Origin of the sequence: Pelagicoccus enzymogenes (genome assembly GCF_014803405.1) — a bacterium.
Taxonomy (GTDB): Bacteria; Verrucomicrobiota; Verrucomicrobiia; order Opitutales; family Opitutaceae; genus Pelagicoccus; species Pelagicoccus enzymogenes.
Genome location: NZ_JACYFG010000006.1, coordinates 387092 through 410395 on the forward strand (window position 1 = coordinate 387092; position 23304 = coordinate 410395).

Here is a 23304-nt window from a genome sequence, read left to right on the forward strand (position 1 = left end):
GACTAGCGCTTGAGCTGGCTGACTTGCTGCATCATGGAGTCCGAGGTCTGGATGGACTTGGAGTTGATTTCGTAGGCCCGCTGGGCGAGGATCATGTTCACCATCTCTTCAACGATGTTCACGTTCGAGGTTTCCAGATAGCCTTGCTGGAGCGTACCCGTTCCGTTTTCGCCGGGAGCGCCTACCGTTGGAGTGCCGCTAGCTTCCGTTTCGCGGAAAAGATTTCCGCCTAGGCCAAGCAAGCCGGCAGGATTGGCGAAGCGAGTGAGATTGATCTCGCCAGTTCCAAGGATGTCCCCGTTGTCGGATGTGAAGGTCACTCCGCCTGTCGAGTTGATGGAAACGTTATTGAAGCCGGCGGGAGGGGTCGGGAATCCGATAACCGCCATGCCTTGGGAGTTGGTGACCTGCCCGTCGGGCCCCAGCTTGAAGGCTCCATCGCGAGAGTACAGCGTCTCCCCGTCTGGCCCGGTGACCTGGAAGAATCCATCGCCCACGATCGCCACGTCCATGTCCTCGCCGGTCTGCGAAACTTGGCCTTGCGTAAAAACCTTGGAGGTAGAGACCACTTGGGTTCCGGTACCGACTTGGATGCCGGTGGGAACGATGCTGCCGCCTGCGTCGGCGCCAACCGACTTCGGCACTTGGTAGAACATGTCCTGAAACTCGACCTTGCTCTTCTTGAAGCCGGTCGTGCTCACATTCGCTATGTTATTGGAGATGACATTGAGGTTGGTTTGCTGGGCCTCCATGCCGCTCGCTGCGGAGTATAGTGAAATGCTCATGTTCTTGTTTGCTTAGTGTTGGTTTGAAATTAGCTGGTTGGATTAGTGTCCGCCGAGAGATTGGATGGCCTTGCCGAGCACTTCGTCGTGCTGCTGGATCACCTTCTGGTTCACTTGGAAAGCGCGGGAGACGTTGATGAGGTTGATCATCTCGGTGGTGGCGGAGACGTTGCTCTGCTCGAGCGCTCCATGGCGGATGAGGGGTTCGTCGATGTCGCGGTTGTAGCCCGCGTCGTTGGGCCCGATAACGAAACCACCGTGGGAACGGATCATCTGGTCGGGATATTGAATGTCGCGAACGCTCAACTTGGCGAGCGGGGCGCCGCCTTGGCTTATGGTTCCATCGTTGGCCGCCGAAAATTCACCCAAGCCACGGCGCAGCTTGATCGTGTTGCGGGTGTCGTCCATCACGTGGAAGCCCTGCTTGCTGACCAGCTCCCCATCGTCGTTCAACTTGAATTGTCCGTCCCGGGTGTAGACAAGCTGCCCGTCGGGAGCCCTCAGCTCGAAGAACCCCTTGCCTTCAAGAGCGAAGTCGAAATCCGCGTTGGTGGTCACGATCGAGCCTGTGGAAAAATCTACCGCGCCCACTCCCTTGGTCTGGATGGTCGCGTGCTGCAGGATGTTGCCGAAGTCGTTCTTGAGGCCGACCTTGCCCGCTTCCACGCCCTCGAAGGAGAGAACCGCCTTCTTGTAGCCGGGGGTCGACGACTGAGAAATATTCTGGGCAATCGAATTGTTCCAGCTCTCAAGGCCCGTCATGGCCGCTGCGTTTTGGTAGACTCCGTTCAACATTTGGGTGCAACTAAGCAACCCATATGCCAACATCACAAAACGCTACCGTACAACAACTTGCACAACTAACAAACGCTAGGGGAAATTTTTACCCCTCCCCATGGGGAAGTATCTGCAGCGACTACTCGTCGTACTGGCAGTCGATCTCGGTCACTTGTCCGCAATTGCAGGTGACGACGATCTTGGTCACGCGACCGTCTTCGGTAACGTAAGCGACCTTGCTGCCGCCGTCTCCGCAAACCTCGTTTTCCTCGCGACTCTCCGGTTCCGGAGCTGCGAGCTGCCCGAAGCTCTGGGGAGCCGCGGGTAGTTTCATGGAGTCCTTGGACTTTTTATTCCCTCCAAGTTGTTCTCTGCCTGAAAGATAGCTATCCATTTCTAGTCTGGAAACGACGGGGGAGCCCCCTGTGCCTCACGCTCGTCGAGAATGTTGTAGAGCTCCGACAAGACAAGGCTTATCGAGACGCGATCGTTGGACTCCGCGGTTGGATGCATGAAGGGAAGCGGCTCTCGCGTTCCGTGAGCCGTAACCGACTCGAACTGTCCGGCCCTGACTCCGTAGCGCTCCAACAAGCGACGCGTGGAATTGGCCCGATCGCTCGAGAGTTCCCAAGCGGTGTAGTCCCAGCCGTCACCCTCGAAGCCTTCGGAAACGTAGCCGTCTACTCTCACCATGAAGCTGTGCCGTTGCACCAGCCAAGCGAGCGTCTCAATCACGAAGGAGCCCCAAGGCGTGTAGTCGGCGGTATTTTCGACGAAGAATGGATGGGCGTCTCGGTCGTAGAGCGTCACTCGCAGGCCGTCGCTGGTGACATCCAAGTCGACCGGCTTCTGGTCCGGATTCGCGCTCTCGATGTTGAGCAGGCGCATGAACTCCTGGGCCATGTCGTAGAGTACCTTGAAGTCGGAAATCTCCGCCTTGCCCTTGGCCTGCCCTTCCCGATTGGAGACCTGGCCTTCGCTCTTGCTCTCGATCACGCCCATGGAGTTGTCCATGGGAGTATTGTAGGGATCCTGAAAATACTTGGCGAGGTCGCGCTTGAGGTTCTCGTCCTGGGAAGTCAGCCAGAGAACCATGAAAAGCGCCATCATCGCGGTCACGAAGTCCGCGTAGGCAACCTTCCAAGCGCCGCCGTGGTGTGTTCCCATCTGCTTCATAGCCTCAGCGTTTAGCCTCCGGTGGAGGACTTTAGGATGTTCTCCAGATCGTCAGCGCTGGGCACCATGCTGGCCTCGAGGCTGCGGCGGGCGAGCTCGACCGCCATGATGGGAGCAAGGCCGCGAGCAAAGGCGCCGATGGAGCGGGACATACAGATATAGTAGGTCTCCTCCGCCTCGTTGCCGAACTCGATCACGTTGCAAAGCGGATTGATGAAACCGTAGGCCACGAAGATACCGAGGAAGGTACCGGACAGGGCCGCGGAGATCTTGCCGCCGATCACCATTACGCCTTGGTCCAAGACGCTCATGGTCAAAATAATACCCATAACCGCCGCCACGATGCCGATACCGGGGAGCGAGTCTCCGAGGAGGTGCAGCACGTTGATGGGGCCGTGGGCTGCGTGCTTCTTGGCGTCGATCTCAGCCTTGAGCAGGGGCTCGAGCTGGTCGGGCTTGATCTTGCCGTCGATGATAGGACGGAGAGCGGAGCAGAGGAACGTCACCTTTTCCTTGTCCGCGAGAAAGCTGGGATAGTTGGAGAAGATCGAGCTCGATTCGGGGGAGCTGACGTGTTCGTCGAGGGCGAGCAGACCATTGCGACGGCCGAGCATGAAGAGCTCGTACATCACCTTCATGAGGTCGAGGTAATCATCCTTGTTGGGACCGGACCCCTTCAAGGCGCCGATGATGGCCTTGATGGTGTGGACCAGTACGTCCTTGGGAGCGCAAATGGTCGCCACCCCGGCCGTGATGCCGAAGATCGCAAGGAATTCCGGCGGGTGCCAGAGCAACACGAGGCTACCTCCAGACCAGAGGAATGCTCCGACTGTCGCGCCTAGTACGATTAATGCTCCGATGATTACAAACATGACTTGTGGACTCTCCTATCGGTTGCCCGGCGGAGAACTTTACTCACGCAGTGAACAAAACTACTTATGCATCACAGTCGTGATGTAGCTTCTCAAACTGATGATCGCCTGGGAGTGGATCTGGCAGATGCGAGACTCCGTCAGCCCGAAGACTTCCGCGATTTCCGCGAGGCGCATGTCCTGGAAATAGTACATGGCTAGCACCTTGCGCGGCGTTTCGGGGAGCTGGTTGATCCGCTCCGCAACGAGACGCGTGACTTCGTCCTTTTCCATCTTGGAGGTGACGGGCACGACATTGTCGTCGGGGATCACTTCGTAGAGGTCCGCTCCCTCGCCGTCGTCGCCGCCGGCGGCCGCGTTGTCGAGAGGCAAAAAGCTGACCGGGCGGGTTTCCGCCATCAACTGGTCGTATTCCTTGCGGCTGATGCCGAGCTCGGCACGGATTTCCTCTTCCGTCGCGGGACGTCCGAGGCGCTGCTCCACTTCTTCGATCGTGGCGCGCAGCTTCTTGAAATTGGTTCTGGCGTTGCGAGGCATCCAGTCCATGCGACGGAGCTCGTCGAGGATGGAACCGCGAATACGCATCGCCGCATAGGAGCCGAAGGACTTCTTCTGGGCGGGGTCGTACTTCTTGAGGGCCGCGATCAAGCCCGTGATGCCCACGCTGTGCAGGTCTTGCTCGTCGATGTGGGGTGGCAGGTTGATCTTGATACGAGCTACGATGGAGCGCACCAGCGGCATGTACGTCTCGAATAGCTCGGCATTCTGGACAGGAGGTTTCGAGGAATCCCCCACGCCATAGGCCTTTGCCGCCTGCGCCTTCCTCCCCTTTGAACTGTCTTTCCTCTCCTTCACGTTAATGTCATTCATAGTTGGTTGAGTAGTTATACGGGTTTTGAACCGCGCTCTTTAGCGTCTCGCTGTTTTCTTTCATCAGCCTCCGCCATCGCAGCGACGGCGGCTTGACGCTTCTCCATGAGCATTTGCCGGACATTCTTTATCCAAATTTGACCGACCCACAGGAACAGCAGGCCGCACAGGAAGCTGCCGACGCTTGCTTGGCCGAGGGCGCTGAGCGGGTCCTTCCCCACTCCGAGGGCGACGAGGAAGATCGAAACGAAGCCGAGCATTCCTCCCATAAGCATAGTGTACATCATGAGCTATACCTCTCCTCTCCAGATTGCGTGGCGCCTACTGGCTTGCCCCGCTTGGCGGCGGCGGCGAGTTGGCGGCCGTTCGGGAAGGAACGTTCCAACAAGTAGCTGTAGGTTTCCATGGTGTATTCCCCAGCCGGATTCGGGCCTTCGCTGAAAAAGAGCGGCTCCATCCGACGATTTAACAAAAACTTCCAAAGCTTCCCCGCCCGGCGGGTCTCCTCCAAGTGGGTAAAAATTACTTTCGTGGCTCCGATCGACTCGCCGGTGGCCAGCATGTCGGCGATCAGCTCCGCCTCGTAGGCCGCGTTGACCACCACGATGCGCTCGTCGATGCCCAAGGAGTCCAAGGTCTCGCGGCAGGCCTGCACGGACTTCCCGTCCGACAAGGAATAGCCGGGCATGTCCACCAGCAAGGGACGGCTCTGGTCCGTCTCGCCCACCTCCTCCGCAGAGCGGGCCAGTCCGACTCCCATGATTTCGCAAAAGACCTCCAAGCTGTCGCTCGGATTTGGCAGCTCCGAATCGACCTTCAATACGGTAGGGGCCAAGCCGTTTACGAACACGTCCGCCGAGAGCATCTTGCAGAGGGCGGAAGTCTTGCCCACTCCGCTACAGCCGATGAATGCCCGGCGGGGGCCGAGTTCAGGCTTGGACGTATGGGGAAAACGACTACGCAACCAATCGCAAATCTTGGCGTAGAGATCCATGGTCGGCAACGAGCCGATGTCGCGGAAATCCACTTCCGAACGGATGCGCTCGATGAGAGAGCGGTCGAAGCCTACGGACTCGAGCATGGAGATGGCCCGCTGCACCGCTTCCAACGTTCCTCGCTTGACCGGGTTCGCGGCGGAACCGAGGGGCGCTTCCTGTTCTTCCGAATCGACGGCAGGGACCTTCGTCTTGGCAGGAGCGTCGTCCTCGAACTGGGAAAAGTAGCTCCCCGCGTCGTCATCCTCGGAATTGCTTTTTGAATACAGATCCCCGATAGGAGTCTTGTTCAGAGGGGCTTGCTTCTGTTCGCTGGCGGAGGCCGCGGCCTTGGGAGACGGCGTATCCTCTTTTTGAATATTCGGCTTGGGGGTCGCCGCAGCCGCTTGCGCGGGAGGGTTCGCCGCAGGCGCCTTGGCCTTCGATTGCGGCCCCGGGCCCAGAATCTCCACGATCACTTCCAAACGCGGCTTGCTCACCAAACGCTTGAGCCCCCCCGCTTCCACTTGCTTGACGGAGAGGACGCGAGCTTGCTCGCCATACTTTTCGCGTATGACGTTTACCGCCTCGCTCGCGGTGTTCACGAGAAGCTTGATCTGGGTGCCTGCAGGGGTGGAGTCTTGGCTCATGGAAATAGGTTACCTAACTATGGGCGTTTATCAATTAGGCTGGAAGCTCGCAGCCATCGGGCCGTTGGCAGCTGCTTCGGTGGCGCCGTTCGCCTGAGCCCTCGCCTGCATGTCCTGCTGAGCAAAATCCGGGAACAGTATGATGGCGTGGTTCATAATCTCGGTGCTCGACGGAAGCTCCTGGTAACTCAGGATGTTGAGCTTGGGCAGCGAAGGTTCGAAGAATCTCTTGAAGGGCAAGCGTATTTCAGCCGCCGTTACCAGAATAGGTAGCAGACCGTTTTCGATCTGGTCATTAGCCTTTATGGCCAGCTCTCGCAGTAGGTACTGCGCGAGCTTGGGATCTAGGGAAAGCGTGTAGTCGGTATTTGTGCGTTGCACCTTAGAGGCCAGTACCTGCTCGAGGCGCGGATCCATGGTGATCGCCTTCAATACGCCCTTCTCCGACTCATACTCGGCCACGAAGAATTCTCCAGTGCGACGGCGAACGTACTCGGACAGATCGTCTGGATTCTTGGAAATGGGAGCGAAATCCCCTATTCCTTCGAGGATCAAAGTTAGGTTCCGAATGGCCACGCCTTCCTTGAGTAGATTTTGGAAAACGCGATGTATCGTTCCGATGGATACGAGATCCGGCATAAGCTCCTGTACGAGCGCCGGATGAGTCTCCTCGACATGGTCCACCAACTTTTGGGTATCCTGACGGCTGAGCAAATGGTGGGCGTTGTTCTTGAGGCATTCGGAAAGATGCGTGATGAGCACGGATGCCGCATCCACTACGGAGAAGCCGTTGATCTCGGCGCTCTTCTTTTCGTCCTCGTCGACCCAAACCGCCTCGATGCCGAACACCGGTTCCTTGGTCGGAATGCCTGCCAACTCCACGTCGCTGCCGGTCACGTTCATAGCCATCCAGCGGTTTGGCATCACCTCGCCTCGAGCCACTTCCTTGTCGTGCAAGAGGAAACGGTACTCCTGCCCTTCCAGCTCCATGTTGTCGCGCACTGCGATCGGCGGCACCACGATGCCAAGCTCGCGAGCCAAGGTTTTGCGAACTCCCGTCACGCGCTCCAAAAGGTCGCCGCCTTGGGCCTTGTCGGCGAGGGAGAGAAGATTAAATCCAATTTCTAGGGCAAACACATCTACTTCGATTAACTTTTCAAACTCGGCTGGCAGGTGCTTGGAAGCGTTGGGATCCACCGCTTCCCCACCCTGGCCACCGCCGCCTTGGCGAGCCTGAGCCTTTTCTTCGACTTCCTTCCGCTTCTCCTCTTCCTTCTTCTTGCCTTGGACGCGGTTCAGGGCTACTGCCCCAGCTCCGACACCCGCCGCCATGATGAAGAAAGGAATAAACGGCATTCCCGGTATGATTCCGAACAGTCCCAACATGCCTGCTAGCACGCCGAGGGCCTTCGGATAAGCGGCCACCTGACCGCCGATTTGCGAACCAAGGTCTTCGTCTTCACCCGAGTTGCGAGTGACCAAAAGACCGGCCGCGAGAGAGATGACTAGAGCTGGAATCTGCGAAACCAATCCGTCACCAATCGAGAGAAGCGTGAAGCGTTGCAGCGCTTCCTGAAAGCTCATGTCCTGCTGCCACATGCCGATGGCGATACCGCCCAGCACGTTGATAGCTGTGATCAGAATACCTGCGGTCGCGTCACCGCGAACGAACTTGCTGGCACCGTCCATGGAACCGTAGAAGTCCGCCTCCTTCTGCACCTTCTCGCGGCGCTTGGTGGCCTTGACCTCGTCGATGATGCCCGCGTTGAGCTCCGCGTCGATCGCCATCTGCTTACCTGGCATCGCGTCCAAGGTGAAGCGGGCCGCAACTTCCGCGATACGCCCCGCGCCCTTGGTGATAACGATGAAGTTGATCGCGACCAGGATGAGGAAGATAACCGTTCCCACGAGATAGTTGTTTCTCACTACAAAGGAACCGAAAGAGTCGATCACGCTACCGGCATAGCCATCGAGGAGAATCAAGCGAGTCGAGGCCACGTTCAGCCCCAATCGGAACAAAGTTACGCCCAGCAGCACCGTGGGGAAGCCCGAGAACTCGGAAGGTTCCTTCACGTAGACGATGATGAGCAAGATCAGCAAGGACGCTCCCACGCTGGCCGCCAGCAAGACGTCCAGCATCATGGGCGGAAGCGGCAATACCAGCAAGAGGACCGTGCCGAACAAACAGGCCACCAGAGCGGTGTCGCCACGCTTGAGGAAGTCGAGGAGCTTTGCGGGAGAAAAGGACTGTGCTGCGGAATCGCTCATTATTTGGTCTTCTTGAGGGCGGCGCGACGGGCCTTGAGCTTGTGGAAGTAGTAGCGGTGCGTCTTGTAGACGAAGGCGAGAATTTCAGCCACCGACTGAAACATCTCCATCGGGATCGGAGAGCCGACCTGGGAAACCTTGTAGAGCATGCGGGCGACCATCTTGTTTTCCACCACGGGTACGCCATGCTCGGCCGCAACGGCCTTGATGCGCTGGGCAAAGGCGTTTTCGCCCTTGGCCAAAACCATCGGAGCGGAATCGATGCCTCGCTCGTACTTCAAAGCGACCGCATAGTGTGTCGGATTTGTCACTACGACATCCGCCGTGGCCACGTCGTCGAGCATCTGCCCCTGCATCAGGCGCATCGCCATCTGCATGCGAGCCTTGCGCACCTCCGGGCTCATGTCCTGGTCCTTGCGCTCCTGCTTGACCTCTTCCTTGGTCATCTTGAGCCCGTCCATCGTCTTCTTGTGCTGCCAGAGGTAGGATATGATGGCGATGATGCCGACTGCCACCGTCAAGCGAATGAAGACGTAGACCAAGGTATCAGTGATGAAGAGGCCGACGTGCTTGATGTCGATTTCAGCGTAGAAGATCGGGTCCTTGATGATCTTGCGCATCGCTACCCACAGGATCAGTCCCATGGCCGCCATCTTCAACAGGTCGATCCCGAAGCGTACCAGCACGTCCTTGGACATGATGTTCTTGGCGCCGTTGATGGGGTTGAGCTTGTTGAACTTGATGCCCAAGGCCTTGGGAGTCAGGCGGAACTTGGTTTGCAAGCCTCCTGCTATGATACCAGCCACCATGGCGGTGACCAGGAAGGGAGCCGACATCTTGCCCAGCATTACGATGATCTCGTTGAAAAAGTAGCTGATGTTGTCGACCGAGAGATCAACAGAGGAAAGGTTTCCGAACAAGGTGGACGAGACATCGAACACTTGAGTGACCAAGGAACGCCCCATGAACATCACCACCAACAAGCCCGCTAACAAGGTGAAGGTAACGCCCACCTCCTGAGCTTGCGGCATGTTACCCTCGCTGCGCGCTTCGTTCAGCTTCTTGTCTGTGGGCTTCTCTGTCTTTGAATCCTTATCCGTATCAGCCATCTGGTTACGCCTCCGGTCTAAATAGGATGAAGCGGAGCATCATCTCTGGAGTTTCGGATATGTAGTTGACCGCGTAGTGAGCGATCAGGCCTACGGTGAGAGCCAGCACCGTAGTGCCGAGGAAGATGCGAGCAGAGAAGCTCAGGATGAAGACGTTCAACTTTGGAACGACCTTTCCAAGAACGGCGAACACCAGGTTCACCAAAAAGTTTACCGCGATGATGGGAGCTCCCATCAAGATGCCGATTTTGAAGATGTCCGCGGTAGCAAGAATAATGTAGTCTCCCGCGAAAGAATTGAGTCCGAAGAAGCCCAGCGGGGCGACCTCGAAGCTCCGCATGAAAGCGAGGAGGATGTCGTACTCGCTACCCGAGAGCAATATCGCCAAGCCTAGAAAATAGATGATCGTTCCCAACGGATTGCCTTGGGAGGACGCATCCGGATCGAAGGCCTGCCCCGGCTGGAGGCCGATTTCCACCGTGATGACGTGGGACGCGAAATCGAGCACGAAGAAGATCATGCGAATGCCGATCCCCATGAGCGCTCCCACCACCAGCTCCTTGGCGAACCAAAGCGCTAAACTCCACACTTCCGTCGGCATGGCAATGTCCACATCGACCATCGGCAAAGCCATGACGGCAAACGCAGCCGCCAGCGTCACCTTGCCTACGATGGGAATCGACTTGTGTGAGAAGACAGGCGCAGCCATGAAGAGCCCGAGCACCCGCGTCAGGATCAACAAAAAGATAGCGATGTCTTCGATTGTCATCATCTAGTGAATACGTTTCCAGATTGGCCTGTTGCTCAGAAAGGAACCTCCGGAATCTTTTGGTAGATCTCGATGGTGAAGCCCATCAGCGTTTTAAGCAGCCAAGAGGAGCCAATGATCAGAATTCCTCCAACCGCGAAGAGCTTAGGAGCGAAAGACAGGGTCTGTTCCTGAATACTGGTGACGGACTGGATAAGGCTAATCACCAAGCCCACGACGATCGTCGTGATAAGGATCGGGCTAACCAGCATGAGCGCGTTGGTCACGGCCTGACGGAACAGTTCGATTGCGGTTTCGAGGTTCATATATTGAAGCTTTGTACCAGAGATTTAATTACGAGCGTCCAGCCATCGACGAGGACGAAGAGGAGCAGCTTGAAAGGGAGAGAAATGACCACAGGCGGCATCATCATCATACCCATGGCCATCAGCGTTGTGCCGACGAGGAAGTCGACCATGATGAAGGGCAGGAAGATCAGGAAGCCCATCTTGAAAGCCGTACGGATTTCGCTCATTACGAACGCGGGAACCACCACGCGCATCGGCAGCTCGGACGCAGGCGTCGGGCCGTAGTCGGCAAGGTCCAAGAAAAACTCGATATCGGTCACTTGCGTCTGGTTCAGCATGAAGTCGCGCAATGGCCCGGAGCCCGCTTCGAATGCCTCCATGGTCGTAATCTCCTTCGCCATGAGCGGCTGCAGCGCATTGTCGTTCACGTTGCTGAGAACCGGCTGCATGATAAAGAAAGTGATGATCAGGGAAAGGCCCACGATGATCTGGTTGGATGGCGCTTGGTGAACGCCAATGGCGGTGCGCACGAACCCGAGCACGATAATGATACGCGTAAAGCTGGTCATGAGCACGATCATGGAAGGGCCCAAGGTCAGCAAAGTCATGAGCAGGAGCACCTGAATCGCCGCTCCCACATCTTGCGTGCCGCCGTCACCTCCCATGTTGACGCTCAACTGCACCCCCGTTCCTCCGATGCTTCCCGCATCTTGGGCATCCTGCGCAGAGACGCCGTTCGCAAAAACGAAGGCGACCAACAGTATCCAAAAGATGGATAGACGAAGCTTCACGCCTGCCCTCCTAACTTCGCATCGACCTCAGGTGCTTCCACCTCTGGAAACTCGCCTGCGCTGTTCTGCAGCGTGGTGAGGTAATCAATTTTGCCTGGCCCGACCCCTATCAAAATCTTTTGGCTGCCGTACTCCACGACAGAGAGAAACTGGCGGTTCCCCAGCATGCGAGTTTCGGCGATCTTCAGCTTTCCCTCCGACTTGGAGAAGTTCTTGCGGATGATGCCGCTGCGGAAAAGGAACCACACGACCACCGCGAGGGCACCAATGATGACCGCGTAGCCGAGCAAGGTGATGAGAGCGCCGGAGGAAGCGGAATCGCCGGAAAACAGTCCCTGCATGGCCTGCGACGACTGTTCGTTGCCTGCGTCTCCCTCAGGACGGGGACCGCCGATCACCTGGTCTCCGTCGATAGCGGCGGAGACAAGCTGGCAAAGCGTGAGCGCCGCTGTGGTGGAGAACGCGGCAAAGGTGGTGCGGAAGGACATAGGAAATAGGTGGTTGGTGCGACCGTGTCTAAGCAACGCAGGTGCCAACCGCTCCACACCGAACATAAACCATTAGAAACCAAAGAGATAAAAACCAAAAAAAGATTTAAGTTCTCCCGAAAGATGTCGTCTAGGCAGTTTTTTCCTAGCCCGAAAAACGGGTACTACGTGGAGTCCCGAGCGCGTTGTTTGCCCCCCTCGTAGCGCAGCAAACGTAGGGCTGCGCGCTCGCGCCACGCCGCACTGCAAACAGTTGAACGAGCGAGACGCGGCGTGCCGCAAGCGGCAGCCCCACGACGGTAAAACCCATTCGCAGCGCGACAGCGCCAAACACAAAGAAGCCGCGCCCTTCTTCACAAGGGAGCGGCTTCTTAAACATATCAGTTATACAATCAAAAATCGGGGCGTTCCGGGTGGAGTCCCGCGGAGCGGATTTCTTGCAGGATCCGCTAAAAAGTGGCGTTCGCCTTAGCCGTTGGCCATTTCGGTGATCTTGATGCCGAAGTTGTCTTCCACCACGACCACTTCGCCGTAAGCGATCAACTTGTCGTTGATGTAGAGCCCGACGGGGTCCTTGGCCTCTTGGTTGAGCTGGATGACCGACCCCGGCACTAGCTCCATGACTTCGCGCATCGGCATGCGGCAAGATCCGAGCTGGACCGTGAGCTTGACGCGCACGTCCATCAGGAGGCCTAGGTCTTTGGTTTCTTCGAGCATGTTCATTCTTCGGGTAATTCCTCTTCTACTTTTTTGTTAAGCTTCACGCCGACTCGGTTGTTCTCCAAGCCGATCTCTCCGGTAAATTTGATGGTGTTGGAAAGCCGCACCCGCGTGTTCTTCAGCACGCTCTTGGGGAAGCGAATGACGTCGCCGGGGCGCAGGTTGAGCACTTCCTTGGTGGTGAGACTGTCGCCGTCCCACTCGGCTTGCACGGGGATGTCGATCTGGTTGAAGCTCGCTTGCCAGGCGCTTTCCGACTGGGCGAGGTCCAGCCCGAGGTCCTTTTCCTTGGCCTCGTGCATGCGCTTGATGATGGGCTCCAAAGTGTAATACGGCAGGCCGATCTGGATGGTCTCGGAGCAGTCCCCTACTCCCGCCTCCATGGAAAGCACCAGCATGATAGCGTCCGCCGGAGAGGTCTCCAGGAAGCGACCGTTGCTTTCGTGGCCGATGATGGTGGTGTCGAGCTCCTGCTCGGACTTCCACTGGCGGCACCATTCCTCAAGCACGATGCTGACCACGTCGTCCACGAGGTTCGTCTCGATCTCGGTGAGGTAGCGCTCGCCTTGCACGGAGTGGCCCTTGCCCCCGAGCATGCGGTCCACCATGGTGAGGGCCAGGCGCGGGTTGATGTCGATGACCCCTACTCCGAAAAGCTGCTCGATCTTGAAGAGCACCACGTGGGCTGGATTGGGAATGGTTTCGGTAAACTTGCTGTAGGTCAGCGTCGAGAGACGCGACATCTTGAGCGAGTACTCGAGACGCAGGAAAATCGAGAGTCGGGCCGCCAGGTAGCGGATGAACTCTTCGTGGCGAATACGAACGCGGCGCAGCTCCACTTCCGTGAGGAAGATCGGGTTGCGAAAGTCGTAAGGCTCGATGCGCGTCCCCTTCGGGGTCTTAACCTTATTGCCTTCGGGATCGTAGATGATCTCCTCCGGCTCCTCCATCGCCTCTTGAATAAGAGCGTCGATGTCGGTTTGGTTCAGCAGTTCGCCTTCGTTCTGGTCGTCGTCAGCCATTTTCAGTCTCGATCTCGGGCAGGACTATTGGGTTACGAAAGAGTCGAAGTAGATCTCCTCTACGAGCGGCTTGCCAAGGTGGTGGTTGAAGCCTTCGCGCAGCTGGTTGCGCACGATGTTCTTGATCTCGCGCTTCTCCAGGTCGGCCAAAGTCAGCCCGCCGAGCACGCTGTCCGCATGGTCGCGAAGACGCACCTTCTTAGCCTCGATCAGGGCATTGAAGTCAGGGTGCTTGCCGTAGACGGTAAAAACTGCCTGCACGAAACGCGTCTGGCTGGTGCCGAGAACGTTGGCGATGACGGGCTCGAACGAGTATGCGATCTGTTCCGCCGACTCCTGGTAGCTGATGTTGAGGTCTTCCGCCGTAATGGGCGCAGCCTCGCCCTGCTCGGGCAGCTCGGCCTTGATCATTGGGATGATCATGAACTTGAACATCGCGAAGGAGATTATCGGCATGAGCACGATAACGAGGAGGGCGGGAATCATCCCGCTACCTCCTCCACCTTTCGCGGACTGTTGTGGGGCTTCTGAAGCTTGTTCTTCTGCCATGTTATTCAGTCTTCGAGGGTTATTACTACTATTTTAGGTTAGGTTACCTAGTTGTTGGTTATCGCTTCAGGTTTACGACTTCCTGAAGAATGTCATCGGATACCGTAATGATACGGGATCCTGCCTGGAAACCACGCTGGGTGGTGATCATGTTGGCAAATTCGTTGGTGAGATCCACGTTGGAGAGCTCGAGAGCGCCCTGCTTGATGACGCCGAGGCCGTTGGTGCCAGCCACTTGCAATCCGTCAGGGTTTCCGTTCTGAGCTTCCTTCACGCCCGCCGCTCCGAAGCTGGAGTAGAGGTTCTGGCCTTCGCGAATGAGGGCTGTCTTGTCGTTGAAGTCTACGAGCTGGATTTGGCCACGCTTGAAGCTGTCACCATTGTTGAGGAAGTAGACGATCGAGCCTTGGTCATCGATGGAAAAACGGCTGAGTTCGGGCGTCTTTTCGGCGCGGACCGAGCTCATGAGCGTTTGAGCTTCCGTCAAGCCGGCCGGGAACGTCTCCATAATGGCGGAAACGGTGTCCTGCTCCTTGATGGTCGCGTCCCAAGTCAAATCGCCGTTGTCGATCATGAGGCGCTGCACCGCCTGTCCGTCGATCTTGATAGGGCCGTCGAACATGTTGGAAAGCGTCGCTGGGCTGCTCGGATTTGCGGTGTCCCACGCGGAGATTGCAGCCTGGCCGACAGCGGTACCGTTTCTTAGATCAGCCGCGGTCGCGAGCGTAGCAGGAGCTGGCGTGGTGTTGTTGTAAGCGTCGAGAACTTCCTGCCCCTTGGTGCTGATACCGTAGAGAGTCGGGTTGTTCTGGATGAGGGTCTCGTTCTGAGCGCTCAGATCCGCCCCGAACATCTTGTAGAAAAAGTCGCTACTGACCGCTTGCTCGATTTCAGCGTCCGTCACGACACCGGTGAGGTTGCCTTCGTTACTGACGTTGCGCAGGGTCTTGAGGTTGGTGACGGCATCTTCCATGAAAGCATGCCAACCGGTTACGCCCTCGATCGAGGTAGCTTCCCCGCCGGCATTCAATCCAAAGGTGAAGGCGCCCACGCGGTGGGGAGTCCCTACAGCGTCGCCACCGTAGTTAACGGCCGACATGTCAAAAACTCCGGTGGTCCCGTTAGGCGTAGGCATGCTTCCCCAAACCACATTGCCGCTGGCGTCCTCGCCGAGGAGATCGTTGGTGTACATCACCGAGTTGCGGTTCAAAGTGCCGTTCAAGTGCTGTGCGTTGACCACTTCGGCCGAGCCCTTGTCGTAGTCGAGGCGGATGTCCCCGTAGTTCGCTGGGCTGATCGTACCAGTCTGCGTGTCTTCGTTCGGCACGAAGCTCCAGTTTCCGTCTTCGCCGATATCGACTTCAAATCCCAAAGAGCCTCCGGTCAAACCTTGTACGCGCATGCCACCGCTGGTGACGAGGAAGCCTCGGTCGTCGATACGGAAGTCGCCGCCACGAGTGGCGAACTGCGAGGTCTCATTCTTCGGGTCCTGCACGAGGAAGAAACCTTCTCCTGAAATAGCGAGGTCCGTCAGCTGGTTGGTGGAGGAGAGCCCGCCTTGGTGGAACTGGCCCACGATGCCTTCCACCTGCACGCCCAAGCCGACCTGGGAAGCCTGCACGTTAGAGCGGTCTCCGCTCGATGGCGATGGCGCGGATTGCTTGAGAACTTGGTTAAACGTCTCCGAGTACTTGATACGCGAAGACTTGAACGAGACGGTGTTAACATTCGCGATGTTGTTACCGATGACCTCCATCCCTTTCGAGAAACTGTTGAGGGCGCTGATTCCGCTGCTGAGTGCTCCAAATGCCATGATTAATTAGTGAGTGTTAAAGTGTTACTGGTTGGAAAAGTGATTTGAGAGAAAGTATTGATTAACCGGATACTCCACGATCGGGAGCATCGACTCCGTCCGCATTGCTGCTGCCCGACTTAGATTGCCCGGTCCCGACGAAGGGATCGGTGATGGTCTTGGCGGCCTGGGTGATGGCGTTGGCAATCGTTTCCGAGAGGTCGTTGGAAACTTGCTTGGAGGAACTGACCGTTGCCCCTTCACCTGATCCCGGCGCCACTCGGTAGATGTTATCTACGCTACGGCCGTTGGTGTTGCTGCCATCGAGAAATACGATGGTCTCGCCGTTCTGGCGTTCAACGGAAGTGACGACCCCTTCTTCCCCCGTCGAGAGACTCACCGTCTTGCCGATGTAGCCGTGGGCCGAAGCGAATTGCTGAGTGTCGCTAAGCTTGTCGAAAGCCTTGGTCATTTCAGATGTCATCTCGAGCTGGCTGAAGCTCGCCATCTGGGCGATGAAAGCGGTGTCTTCCATCGGCTCGAGCGGGTCTTGCGATGCGAGCTGGGTCGTGAGCAACTTGAAGAATTCGTCCTGGCCGAGGGCCTTCTGCTCAACACGCTCCTGTCCCGATCCCCCGGAGCGCGTTGTCGATACTCCGTCAAGGGTCTGTGTTGTACTGCCTACTGCGTCTACTGGCATGGGGGTGTGTTCAATATGGAGGTTCTAGTTGTTCGCGTACATTTTTGACTACCCCTCTCTAAGCAACGGCGATGCCAACTCTCGCACAAACCACACAAACCACTGTCAGTAAACGACTTAAAATATAAATTTTATTCTCCCCGTCGCTCGTTTCCTCCTCCGGCAAGAACTGCCCATCCCTCGGGAAAAGCGTGCCGCTAAAACGCAGAAACGGGGACCCCAAATGGGATCCCCGTTCCAGTCTCGAACAATGTACGCGTGTTCGAAAAGTTAGCGTCGAAATCTGTTTCTAAGCGTAGGCCTTCAGCTCCTTGTCGGAAACGACCTGCTGGCGCGGCTCGCTTCCTTGGCCGCGAGCTTCCCCTTGATCAGCGGAGCCATCGGCGAATCCCCTTGGGTTGGAAGCTTGCTTGGCGCCGCGACCGCGGCCGTCGCCCATTCTTCCCTCAGCTTGGCGATCCTGCTTGGAAGCGAAGTCGCTGTGGTTTTCGAATGAGGAGGAAGAATCCTTGCCCATCTCGGAATTTTGGAAATGCGGCGTGGAGAGCTTAACGCCCTTCTGGTTCCAATCGTTGGCCAACTCGCCCCAGTTCGCCTTGATCGCCGCTTCGAGTCCGACCACGTCGGTCTGCATGGATGTCGCAACCTTTCCGCCCTCCATCGAGATGCTCAGCTTGAGGCTGCCTCCCCCTTCGAAAGTGAGCTTCAGGTTCATCGCACCCGACTTGTCGGTAACCAGACGATCGATGCTCTTGGTCAAAGTCGCCACCACTTCCTTCACTTCCGCAGCCGTCTTGCTCACGTAGGATGTTTGACGGGCCTTGCTGGCGGCTTCGGTACGGCGATTGGCCGCCGCTTCTACCTTCGCGTCAAAAGACTGTCCTCCATCGAGCGGCTTGTCGCTGCTCTTGGAAGCGGAAGCTTGTTTCAGCGAGGCTGCAAAATCTTGCTTGGCGGCGGGATCGCCATCCGAGTTTTGCGAACTACCCTGCTGGGCGCCCTGAGCGTTCAAGCTGTTAGCCATGGTCTGGGCTCCGCCTGACACGCCACCAACTGCCGTTGTCGCAGGTGAATTCGTAGGGGCGGCGGCACTGCGAGCTTGCCCGCTAGCGGGCTGAGCACGGGTTGCAGCGGCGGCAACTGACTCGCGAGCGAATTGGTTCGCAGTCACTTTGGCGGAAGTTGTCGCCTGGCCCGTTCTGCCATCCACCACCACGCCCTCTTGAGCGTTGGACTTGCCTTGAGACGAGGCTTCAACTGCAGCCTTGCTGTTGCCAGCCCCACGCTGTTGGGCGCTCGCCAAGCCGTCTCGTTTGCTCATGTCAGCGTTGGAAAATTCCTTGGTTTCGGCCTTTGCGATTTCGCCCAGTCGGGGAGTCGCAGCCACTTCGCTGGCGGGAGCTTTGCTCGCCGCCTCAAGCGGAACGGCTACTCCCTGAGGAGCGGATTGGCTCGACCCGGCAGGCGACTGGGCTGCAGGAGCGCTTGGCTTGGCGGCAGCTGTCTTGGCAAACGCCTCGCTCACCGCTTCCTTGGCCTTCGCCACGTCAAATCCCAATCCTTCCTTCGCCGCAGGCGTGTCCTTGCTCAGACCAAGCGTTTCCTTGGCAGGAACGTGAGTTTCCGAAACAGGCTTGTTCGCTGGAGCCTCAGGCTTGCTGGATCCTACCGAACTCATCTCGGGCTTGGAGGTTTTATCGGCTGCAGGAGTCGCAACCGCTTCGCCTTCCGGTTTCGCTACCGCGAGCGGCTTGGCGGAGGGCACCGGAGTCGCAGGCGCTTCCGCTTTGGCTTCAGCAGGCTTGCTCGCTGCTGGATTCGTCGTCACTGCGGCCTGAGCTTGAGTAGCAGCTTGTGATGGTAGTTGCGTCTTACCGCCTTCCGTAGGAACTTGAGTATTCGGATTTCCATTACCCGATTTCGGTTGAGCAACTGCCGAAGGAACTGCGGCCTGCTGAGGAGCTTGGGCCTTTTCAACAGGCCCCGAAGGATTCGCAGGAGACTGGGTCGTCGCCGGGACTGCTGCAGACTGGGCAACTGTTGCCTGGGCTTCCTGCTGGAGTCCTGGAGCCTGGGCTGGCTGAGCCGCGGCGCCCTGCACAGGCGGGGGCGATACCAGAGCTTGGGCAGGAGTTGACTTCGGAGCGGGCTTGCTGGGCACAGCCTCCATCCGCTTTTCCTTTCCGGTCGACTCGTCCTCGGCGAGGTCTTCCGAAACCGCCTTCCCTTGAGAGGAGGATTCAGAGCTCGGTGCAGGCCCCTTCTCCGCTGCGGGTCGTTCGCTCTGGGAGAACTCGTTTCCTCCCTTCGCCTTGGGCGTATCAAAGCTGGAACCGGCTTGGAATTCGTTCACGCTCGCTTCGGGCGCGGCGCGTGAGGTGGCTACGCTGCCGAAAGTGTTTCCGCCGAAGGCAGCGCCTCCGAAGCTGCCGAAACGGCGGCCGGAAAAGCTCGGGGTGGACTGCACGCCCAATTCGCTGCCGACATTGCGGCCTGTGTTGGAATCTTGGCTTTCTTCCTTTTCTCCCTTTTCTTCAAGAGCTGCGGATCCGGACTTGTCGGAACCAAAAAGCTTCTGGGCGCCGTTGATGGCTTTTTCCCAAAGACTGTTGAGGGGGCGATCCTTGCCTCCGGTAGAGCTTCCTTGCATTGACGTCCAAGACCCAAAGCTGGCGGACGACGATTCGACTTCACGTACCGCTGGCTTGGATACGCTGGTAGGCTCTATTGGCATAATTAATTTTGGGCTAAGTTGTCCTTTGTATTGTCCGAAAAGAGTCGGAGCATATCGGAAATCTTGGCCGCCCGGCGCACCTGTTCCGCTATACCGCCATTCGCAGTCGCCATCTCTTGGAGAACAGCGCCCACAGTGTCGGATTTCATGAAAAACAGGATCTTCACGACTGTGGAGTCGTCGAGGTCCCGGAAAATGTTAACCGTCGCATCGGGAGTGAGCGTGGCATAGACCTTGGCCAGGCGCTTGAGGTTCTCCACTTCGTCGGACTCGAGCTTAACAACGCCTTCCAAGAGATGCTCTCGCATCCGCTCGACCTGGGTTTTGATTTCCTCAATCTCTGCACGATCCGCTCCGAGACGGGCTTCATAAGCGTTCAACTCTTCCTCACGCGCATCCAACATCATGATACGTTCGTGCAGCTCGCGTTCGAGCTGGGTGATGTACTCCGACGCGAATCCCCACTCGAAGGGTTTCGGCTCCTCGCGCTTAATCACCACAGCCGACGCTTCCGGCTCGGGAAAAAGTTCCGACCAATACATCTTCAAAGCGACAAACTGCGTCCCGACCATGAGGACGAGAGCGATCAATGCGATGACCAGGGGTTTAGATAGCATTTGCATAACGACTAGCGAGCGCTCCTCCGCGCGTTGTAGATGTCTTCAATTTCGTTCGCTTCCTGCTTCAGCGCTTCAGCGGTGTACTCTTGAAAGCGTTTTTCCTTGAGGTTCGTGACGACCTTGCGATTGCGGGACGCTTCCTGCAGGGCTTGCATCGCCTTGGCTCGGCGTTCTTGAGCCTTTTTCATAAGCTCGCGGGCTTCTTCCGTCTGGCGTTTCAGTTCCGCCACCTGATTGGCCAAGCCCATCCGATCCATGGGAGAAAAGCGTCGTCCGCTCTCGCCATCCCACGATGCGTAGGTGCCTGACACGGAATCCTCCAACTGGGCGATGTGCTGGTTGATGCGCTCGACTTGGGCATTCACCTCGGACAAGGCCATGCGAGCGTTCTGCTCGTCGCGCTCCCGCAGGACCAGCAAGGGATCTAGAATAAAAGTAAACTTCTTCATCGGATCAGAGCAGCAAGTTTCTGGTAGCTTTCATTCCGAGGAACGCTCTCGGTGTAGCCTTGTTTCAGATAGTTCATCACGCGCTCGTTGGCGATGATAGCAGCGTCGATCCGCTGGTTCGCTCCACGCACGTAAGCGCCCAGATTGACGATGTCCTCATTCTTTCGATACAAGGCAAGGTAGTCGCGAGCGAGACCCGCCGTCGCGAGCTCCTCCTCGCTGGAAATGTCATTACGCAAGCGGCTTATGCTCTCCAGCACGTCAATCGCTGGAAAATGGTTAGCCGTAGCCAGCTGACGAGAAAGCACGATGTGCCCGTCGAGAATACCGCGAACCGCGTCCGCGATGGGCTCGTTCAAGTCGTCCCCTTCTACCAGCACGGTATAGAACGCGGTGATGGACCCCTTGTCCGAATTGCCCGTACGCTCCAACAAGCGCGGCAGCGTCGAAAACACCGACGGGGTATAACCGCGGCTGGCAGGCGGTTCGCCCACAGCCAAGCCCACCTCGCGCTGAGCCATGGCGTAACGCGTGACGGAATCCATCAGGAATAGGACTTTTTTGCCGGCATCCCGGAAATTCTCGGCAATGCTGGTCGCCATGTTGGCGGCTCGCAAACGCATCGGAGCCGACTGGTCGGAAGTAGCCACCACCACCACCGTACGAGCCATGCCCTCAGGACCGAGGTCCTTCTCGATGAACTCGCGCAACTCGCGACCACGCTCACCGACCAGAGCGATTACGTTGACGTCTGCCTTGGAACCGCGGGCAAGCATGCCGAGCAAAGTCGATTTACCCACACCCGATCCGGCAAAAACTCCCATACGCTGCCCTTCCCCCACCGGAGAAAAGAGATCGATGGCCTTCACGCCGGTATTGAAGGGCTCCGAAATACGTTGACGCAAAAGCGGGTTCGGCACCTTGCCGGTCGACGCGCTCGGCTTCTGGTAGTGCATGGGGCCGATCCCATCGATGGGTCGACCGAGGCCATCGACCACGCGACCGAGTACCTCGTTGCCCGCAGGCACCTTGTTGAAACCGCTGCTCAACTTCACGTCGCAGCCGGGATGCACGCCCGCTACGTCGCCAAGCGGCATGAGCAAAATCCGTTGTTCGCGGAAGCCAACAACTTCCGCGTAAACCTTCACCGCAGTGCCTGGGGACGTGATCTCGCAAACCTCGCCCAAGCTCGCTTGAGGCCCTTCTGACTCCACAATCAAACCGGTTACTTGGGCAACCTTACCCAAGTGGCTAAGCGTATCCAAGGCGCCAACACGCGCTCCGATATCGGAAGCCCAATCTGGAAGCAAACGGTTCATGAGGGACGCAAGCTCTCCCCTAGCTTGTGAAGCTTGTTCGCGATCGTTCCGTCGATCTTGCCAAAACGGCTGGAAAGGATGCAGTCGCCGCGACGCAACATGTCGTCGGCCACGAACTCAAGGCCCGGATGCTTCGCTTTCAAATTCGAATCGAGCTCGGTCAGCAAAGCGATATCGGCGGAATGCAGGCGCACTTCCATGCGCTCGTCCTCCAGCCCTGCTTCCTTCACCACGCCTTCGACAACGGCTTCGATCGCCTCTGCAGGCATTTCGAAACCGCCGAGCGTTTGCTTAACGCACTCGTAGGTCAGCGTCATGAGCGCTTCGCGAGCTTCGCCTACGATCGTGGTAAACTTGTTTTCCAACTCCGAGAAAGTCCCTTCTCGCAAAGCGTTGATCTCGGAACGAAAATCGAGGATCTGTTGGTTGTACTGGGAGCTCGCGTCTTCGTATCCAGTCTTGTAGGACGCGTCCACTTCTTGCTTGTGGGCAAGACTGTCCACGCGCGGTTGACCGTCGTAAGCGACTGCCAACGACACCAGCTTGTCCTCCAGAACGAGGCGGTGCTTCTTAGACTGTTTGGCCGCCACCATCGAGTGAGATCTCCTCTTGTTCTTCCAGTCTGCGTACCACTTGGATAACGCGTTCCTGGGCTGCTTCCACTTCGGTCAGCTTGACCGGCCCCATCATTTCGAGCTCTTCCTTCAACGTTTCCGCCGCCCGCTTGGATACCGCGTCCATGACGGCCTCCTTGAGCGAATCGGTCGCCGACTTGAGGGCGATAATGAGGTCGCCCGAATCCACCTCGCGCATGATGCGCTGCAGATCTGGGAGCTCGAGACGGGAAAGGTCTTCGAAGCTGAACATCTTCTTGCGAATCTCCGCCCCGAGGGCTGGGTTGCGCTCTTCGATGTTGGTGAGGATCGACTTGCTGTCCTCCTTTTCCAGAGTGTTGAGCAAGTCTGCCACCATGCGAATGCCGCCGCTCTTGTTGAGCGTGGTCTTCTGCTTCGTATCCAAATTCTTAGAGAGCGCATTAGCGACCTTGTTGATCAGCTCCAGCGAAGTCGGCTCCATGATACCGAGGCGTTCGATAACTTCCTCGCGCACCTCGTGGTTGAACATGCCGAGGATCGGGCCAGCCTTGTCGCGCTCGAGATATGAGAGCACGAAAGCGATGGTCTGAGCCTGTTCGGTCTTGATCATGTTGAAGATCTGACGCGGCTCCATCTGCTCGATTTCCTTGATGACCTCGGCAGAGTTGCTCGTCGGCGCGATGCGTTCCAAGATGCTGGTCGCCTTGAAGTCGCCCTTGGCGATCTCCAATGCGCGACGGGTGTAGAGCGGACCGCCTAACAAGGATCCGTAGCTGGAAAGGATGAAACTGGAGAACTCTTCCACCGCAGCTTTCTGCAGGTCGGTCTCGATGGCGGAGATGTTGGTCATCTCCTTACAGATGATCTCGATGGATTCGTCGTCGAATTCCTTGAGAACGTGGGCCGCGGCTTCAGGACCGATCACCACCAAGAAGGTGGCGAGGCGCTGCACGCGAGAAAGGCTTTTGTAATCGGCAGGCATAGGAA

General features: G+C 57.5%; 25 protein-coding genes. All 25 read right to left on the reverse strand.

Features of this window, described 5'->3' with window-relative positions; all coding sequences use genetic code 11:
• Positions 1-2: 2 nt before the first annotated feature.
• Positions 3-785, reverse strand: a complete 783-nt coding sequence (flgG, locus tag IEN85_RS04075) for a flagellar basal-body rod protein FlgG (protein WP_191615785.1) — start codon at positions 783-785, stop codon at positions 3-5.
• A gap of 42 nt (positions 786-827) precedes the next feature.
• On the reverse strand, positions 828-1580 hold the full coding sequence (locus tag IEN85_RS04080) for a flagellar hook-basal body protein (protein ID WP_191615786.1): 753 nt from the start codon (positions 1578-1580) through the stop codon (positions 828-830).
• Between the two features lie 121 nt (positions 1581-1701).
• The gene (locus tag IEN85_RS04085) at positions 1702-1896 is read right to left on the reverse strand and encodes a hypothetical protein (RefSeq protein ID WP_191615787.1); all 195 of its coding nucleotides are present in this window, start codon (positions 1894-1896) and stop codon (positions 1702-1704) included.
• Positions 1897-1958: 62 nt separating this feature from the next.
• The gene (locus IEN85_RS04090; RefSeq protein WP_191615788.1) at positions 1959-2738 is read right to left on the reverse strand and encodes an OmpA/MotB family protein; all 780 of its coding nucleotides are present in this window, start codon (positions 2736-2738) and stop codon (positions 1959-1961) included.
• 11 nt (positions 2739-2749) lie between these two features.
• A complete protein-coding gene (locus IEN85_RS04095) occupies positions 2750-3610 on the reverse strand; it encodes a motility-associated protein (RefSeq protein ID WP_191615789.1) in 861 nt (286 codons plus the stop codon).
• 60 nt (positions 3611-3670) lie between these two features.
• On the reverse strand, positions 3671-4480 hold the full coding sequence (locus IEN85_RS04100) for a FliA/WhiG family RNA polymerase sigma factor (RefSeq protein WP_191615790.1): 810 nt from the start codon (positions 4478-4480) through the stop codon (positions 3671-3673).
• A 14-nt stretch (positions 4481-4494) separates the two neighbouring features.
• The gene (locus IEN85_RS04105) at positions 4495-4767 is read right to left on the reverse strand and encodes a hypothetical protein (protein WP_191615791.1); all 273 of its coding nucleotides are present in this window, start codon (positions 4765-4767) and stop codon (positions 4495-4497) included.
• Positions 4764-6104 (reverse strand): hypothetical protein, encoded by a 1341-nt coding sequence (locus IEN85_RS04110; protein WP_191615792.1) that lies wholly within the window; start codon positions 6102-6104, stop codon positions 4764-4766. The genes IEN85_RS04105 and IEN85_RS04110 overlap by 4 nt, the downstream gene beginning before the upstream one ends.
• Positions 6105-6134: 30 nt before the next feature.
• Positions 6135-8372, reverse strand: a complete 2238-nt coding sequence (gene flhA, locus IEN85_RS04115; protein ID WP_191615793.1) for a flagellar biosynthesis protein FlhA — start codon at positions 8370-8372, stop codon at positions 6135-6137.
• Positions 8372-9481 carry an EscU/YscU/HrcU family type III secretion system export apparatus switch protein gene (locus tag IEN85_RS04120; protein WP_191615794.1) on the reverse strand — a complete coding sequence of 370 codons (1110 nt, stop codon included), beginning with the start codon at positions 9479-9481 and terminating at the stop codon, positions 8372-8374. The genes flhA and IEN85_RS04120 overlap by 1 nt, the downstream gene beginning before the upstream one ends.
• Positions 9482-9485: 4 nt before the next feature.
• Positions 9486-10253, reverse strand: coding sequence for a flagellar biosynthetic protein FliR (locus IEN85_RS04125; protein WP_191615795.1), 768 nt, complete (start codon positions 10251-10253; stop codon positions 9486-9488).
• 32 nt (positions 10254-10285) lie between these two features.
• Complete coding sequence (fliQ, locus tag IEN85_RS04130; protein WP_191615796.1) at positions 10286-10555, reverse strand: flagellar biosynthesis protein FliQ; 270 nt, start codon at positions 10553-10555, stop codon at positions 10286-10288.
• Positions 10552-11328, reverse strand: a complete 777-nt coding sequence (fliP, locus tag IEN85_RS04135; protein ID WP_191615797.1) for a flagellar type III secretion system pore protein FliP — start codon at positions 11326-11328, stop codon at positions 10552-10554. The genes fliQ and fliP overlap by 4 nt, the downstream gene beginning before the upstream one ends.
• Positions 11325-11816, reverse strand: coding sequence for a flagellar biosynthetic protein FliO (locus IEN85_RS04140; RefSeq protein ID WP_191615798.1), 492 nt, complete (start codon positions 11814-11816; stop codon positions 11325-11327). The genes fliP and IEN85_RS04140 overlap by 4 nt, the downstream gene beginning before the upstream one ends.
• Before the next feature lie 468 nt (positions 11817-12284).
• Complete coding sequence (fliN, locus tag IEN85_RS04145) at positions 12285-12533, reverse strand: flagellar motor switch protein FliN (protein WP_008102439.1); 249 nt, start codon at positions 12531-12533, stop codon at positions 12285-12287.
• A gap of 2 nt (positions 12534-12535) precedes the next feature.
• A complete protein-coding gene (locus IEN85_RS04150; RefSeq protein ID WP_191615799.1) occupies positions 12536-13558 on the reverse strand; it encodes a flagellar motor switch protein FliM in 1023 nt (340 codons plus the stop codon).
• Between the two features lie 24 nt (positions 13559-13582).
• Positions 13583-14107 carry a flagellar basal body-associated FliL family protein gene (locus tag IEN85_RS04155; RefSeq protein WP_191615800.1) on the reverse strand — a complete coding sequence of 175 codons (525 nt, stop codon included), beginning with the start codon at positions 14105-14107 and terminating at the stop codon, positions 13583-13585.
• Between the two features lie 58 nt (positions 14108-14165).
• Entirely contained in the window at positions 14166-15920 is a 1755-nt protein-coding gene (locus IEN85_RS04160) for a flagellar hook-basal body complex protein (protein WP_191615801.1), read from the reverse strand.
• Between the two features lie 61 nt (positions 15921-15981).
• Positions 15982-16599: a flagellar hook capping FlgD N-terminal domain-containing protein gene (locus IEN85_RS04165; protein WP_191615802.1), complete on the reverse strand. Its 618-nt coding sequence runs from the start codon at positions 16597-16599 to the stop codon at positions 15982-15984.
• A 289-nt stretch (positions 16600-16888) separates the two neighbouring features.
• Complete coding sequence (locus IEN85_RS04170; protein ID WP_191615803.1) at positions 16889-19333, reverse strand: hypothetical protein; 2445 nt, start codon at positions 19331-19333, stop codon at positions 16889-16891.
• Positions 19334-19335: 2 nt separating this feature from the next.
• Positions 19336-19950, reverse strand: a complete 615-nt coding sequence (locus tag IEN85_RS04175; protein ID WP_191615804.1) for a MotE family protein — start codon at positions 19948-19950, stop codon at positions 19336-19338.
• 11 nt (positions 19951-19961) lie between these two features.
• Positions 19962-20402, reverse strand: a complete 441-nt coding sequence (gene fliJ, locus IEN85_RS04180; RefSeq protein WP_191615805.1) for a flagellar export protein FliJ — start codon at positions 20400-20402, stop codon at positions 19962-19964.
• Positions 20399-21721, reverse strand: coding sequence for a FliI/YscN family ATPase (locus tag IEN85_RS04185; protein WP_191615806.1), 1323 nt, complete (start codon positions 21719-21721; stop codon positions 20399-20401). The genes fliJ and IEN85_RS04185 overlap by 4 nt, the downstream gene beginning before the upstream one ends.
• A complete protein-coding gene (locus tag IEN85_RS04190; RefSeq protein WP_191615807.1) occupies positions 21718-22314 on the reverse strand; it encodes a FliH/SctL family protein in 597 nt (198 codons plus the stop codon). The genes IEN85_RS04185 and IEN85_RS04190 overlap by 4 nt, the downstream gene beginning before the upstream one ends.
• A complete protein-coding gene (gene fliG, locus IEN85_RS04195; RefSeq protein ID WP_191615808.1) occupies positions 22292-23299 on the reverse strand; it encodes a flagellar motor switch protein FliG in 1008 nt (335 codons plus the stop codon). Before fliG ends, IEN85_RS04190 begins: the two co-directional genes overlap by 23 nt.
• Positions 23300-23304: the final 5 nt, after the last annotated feature.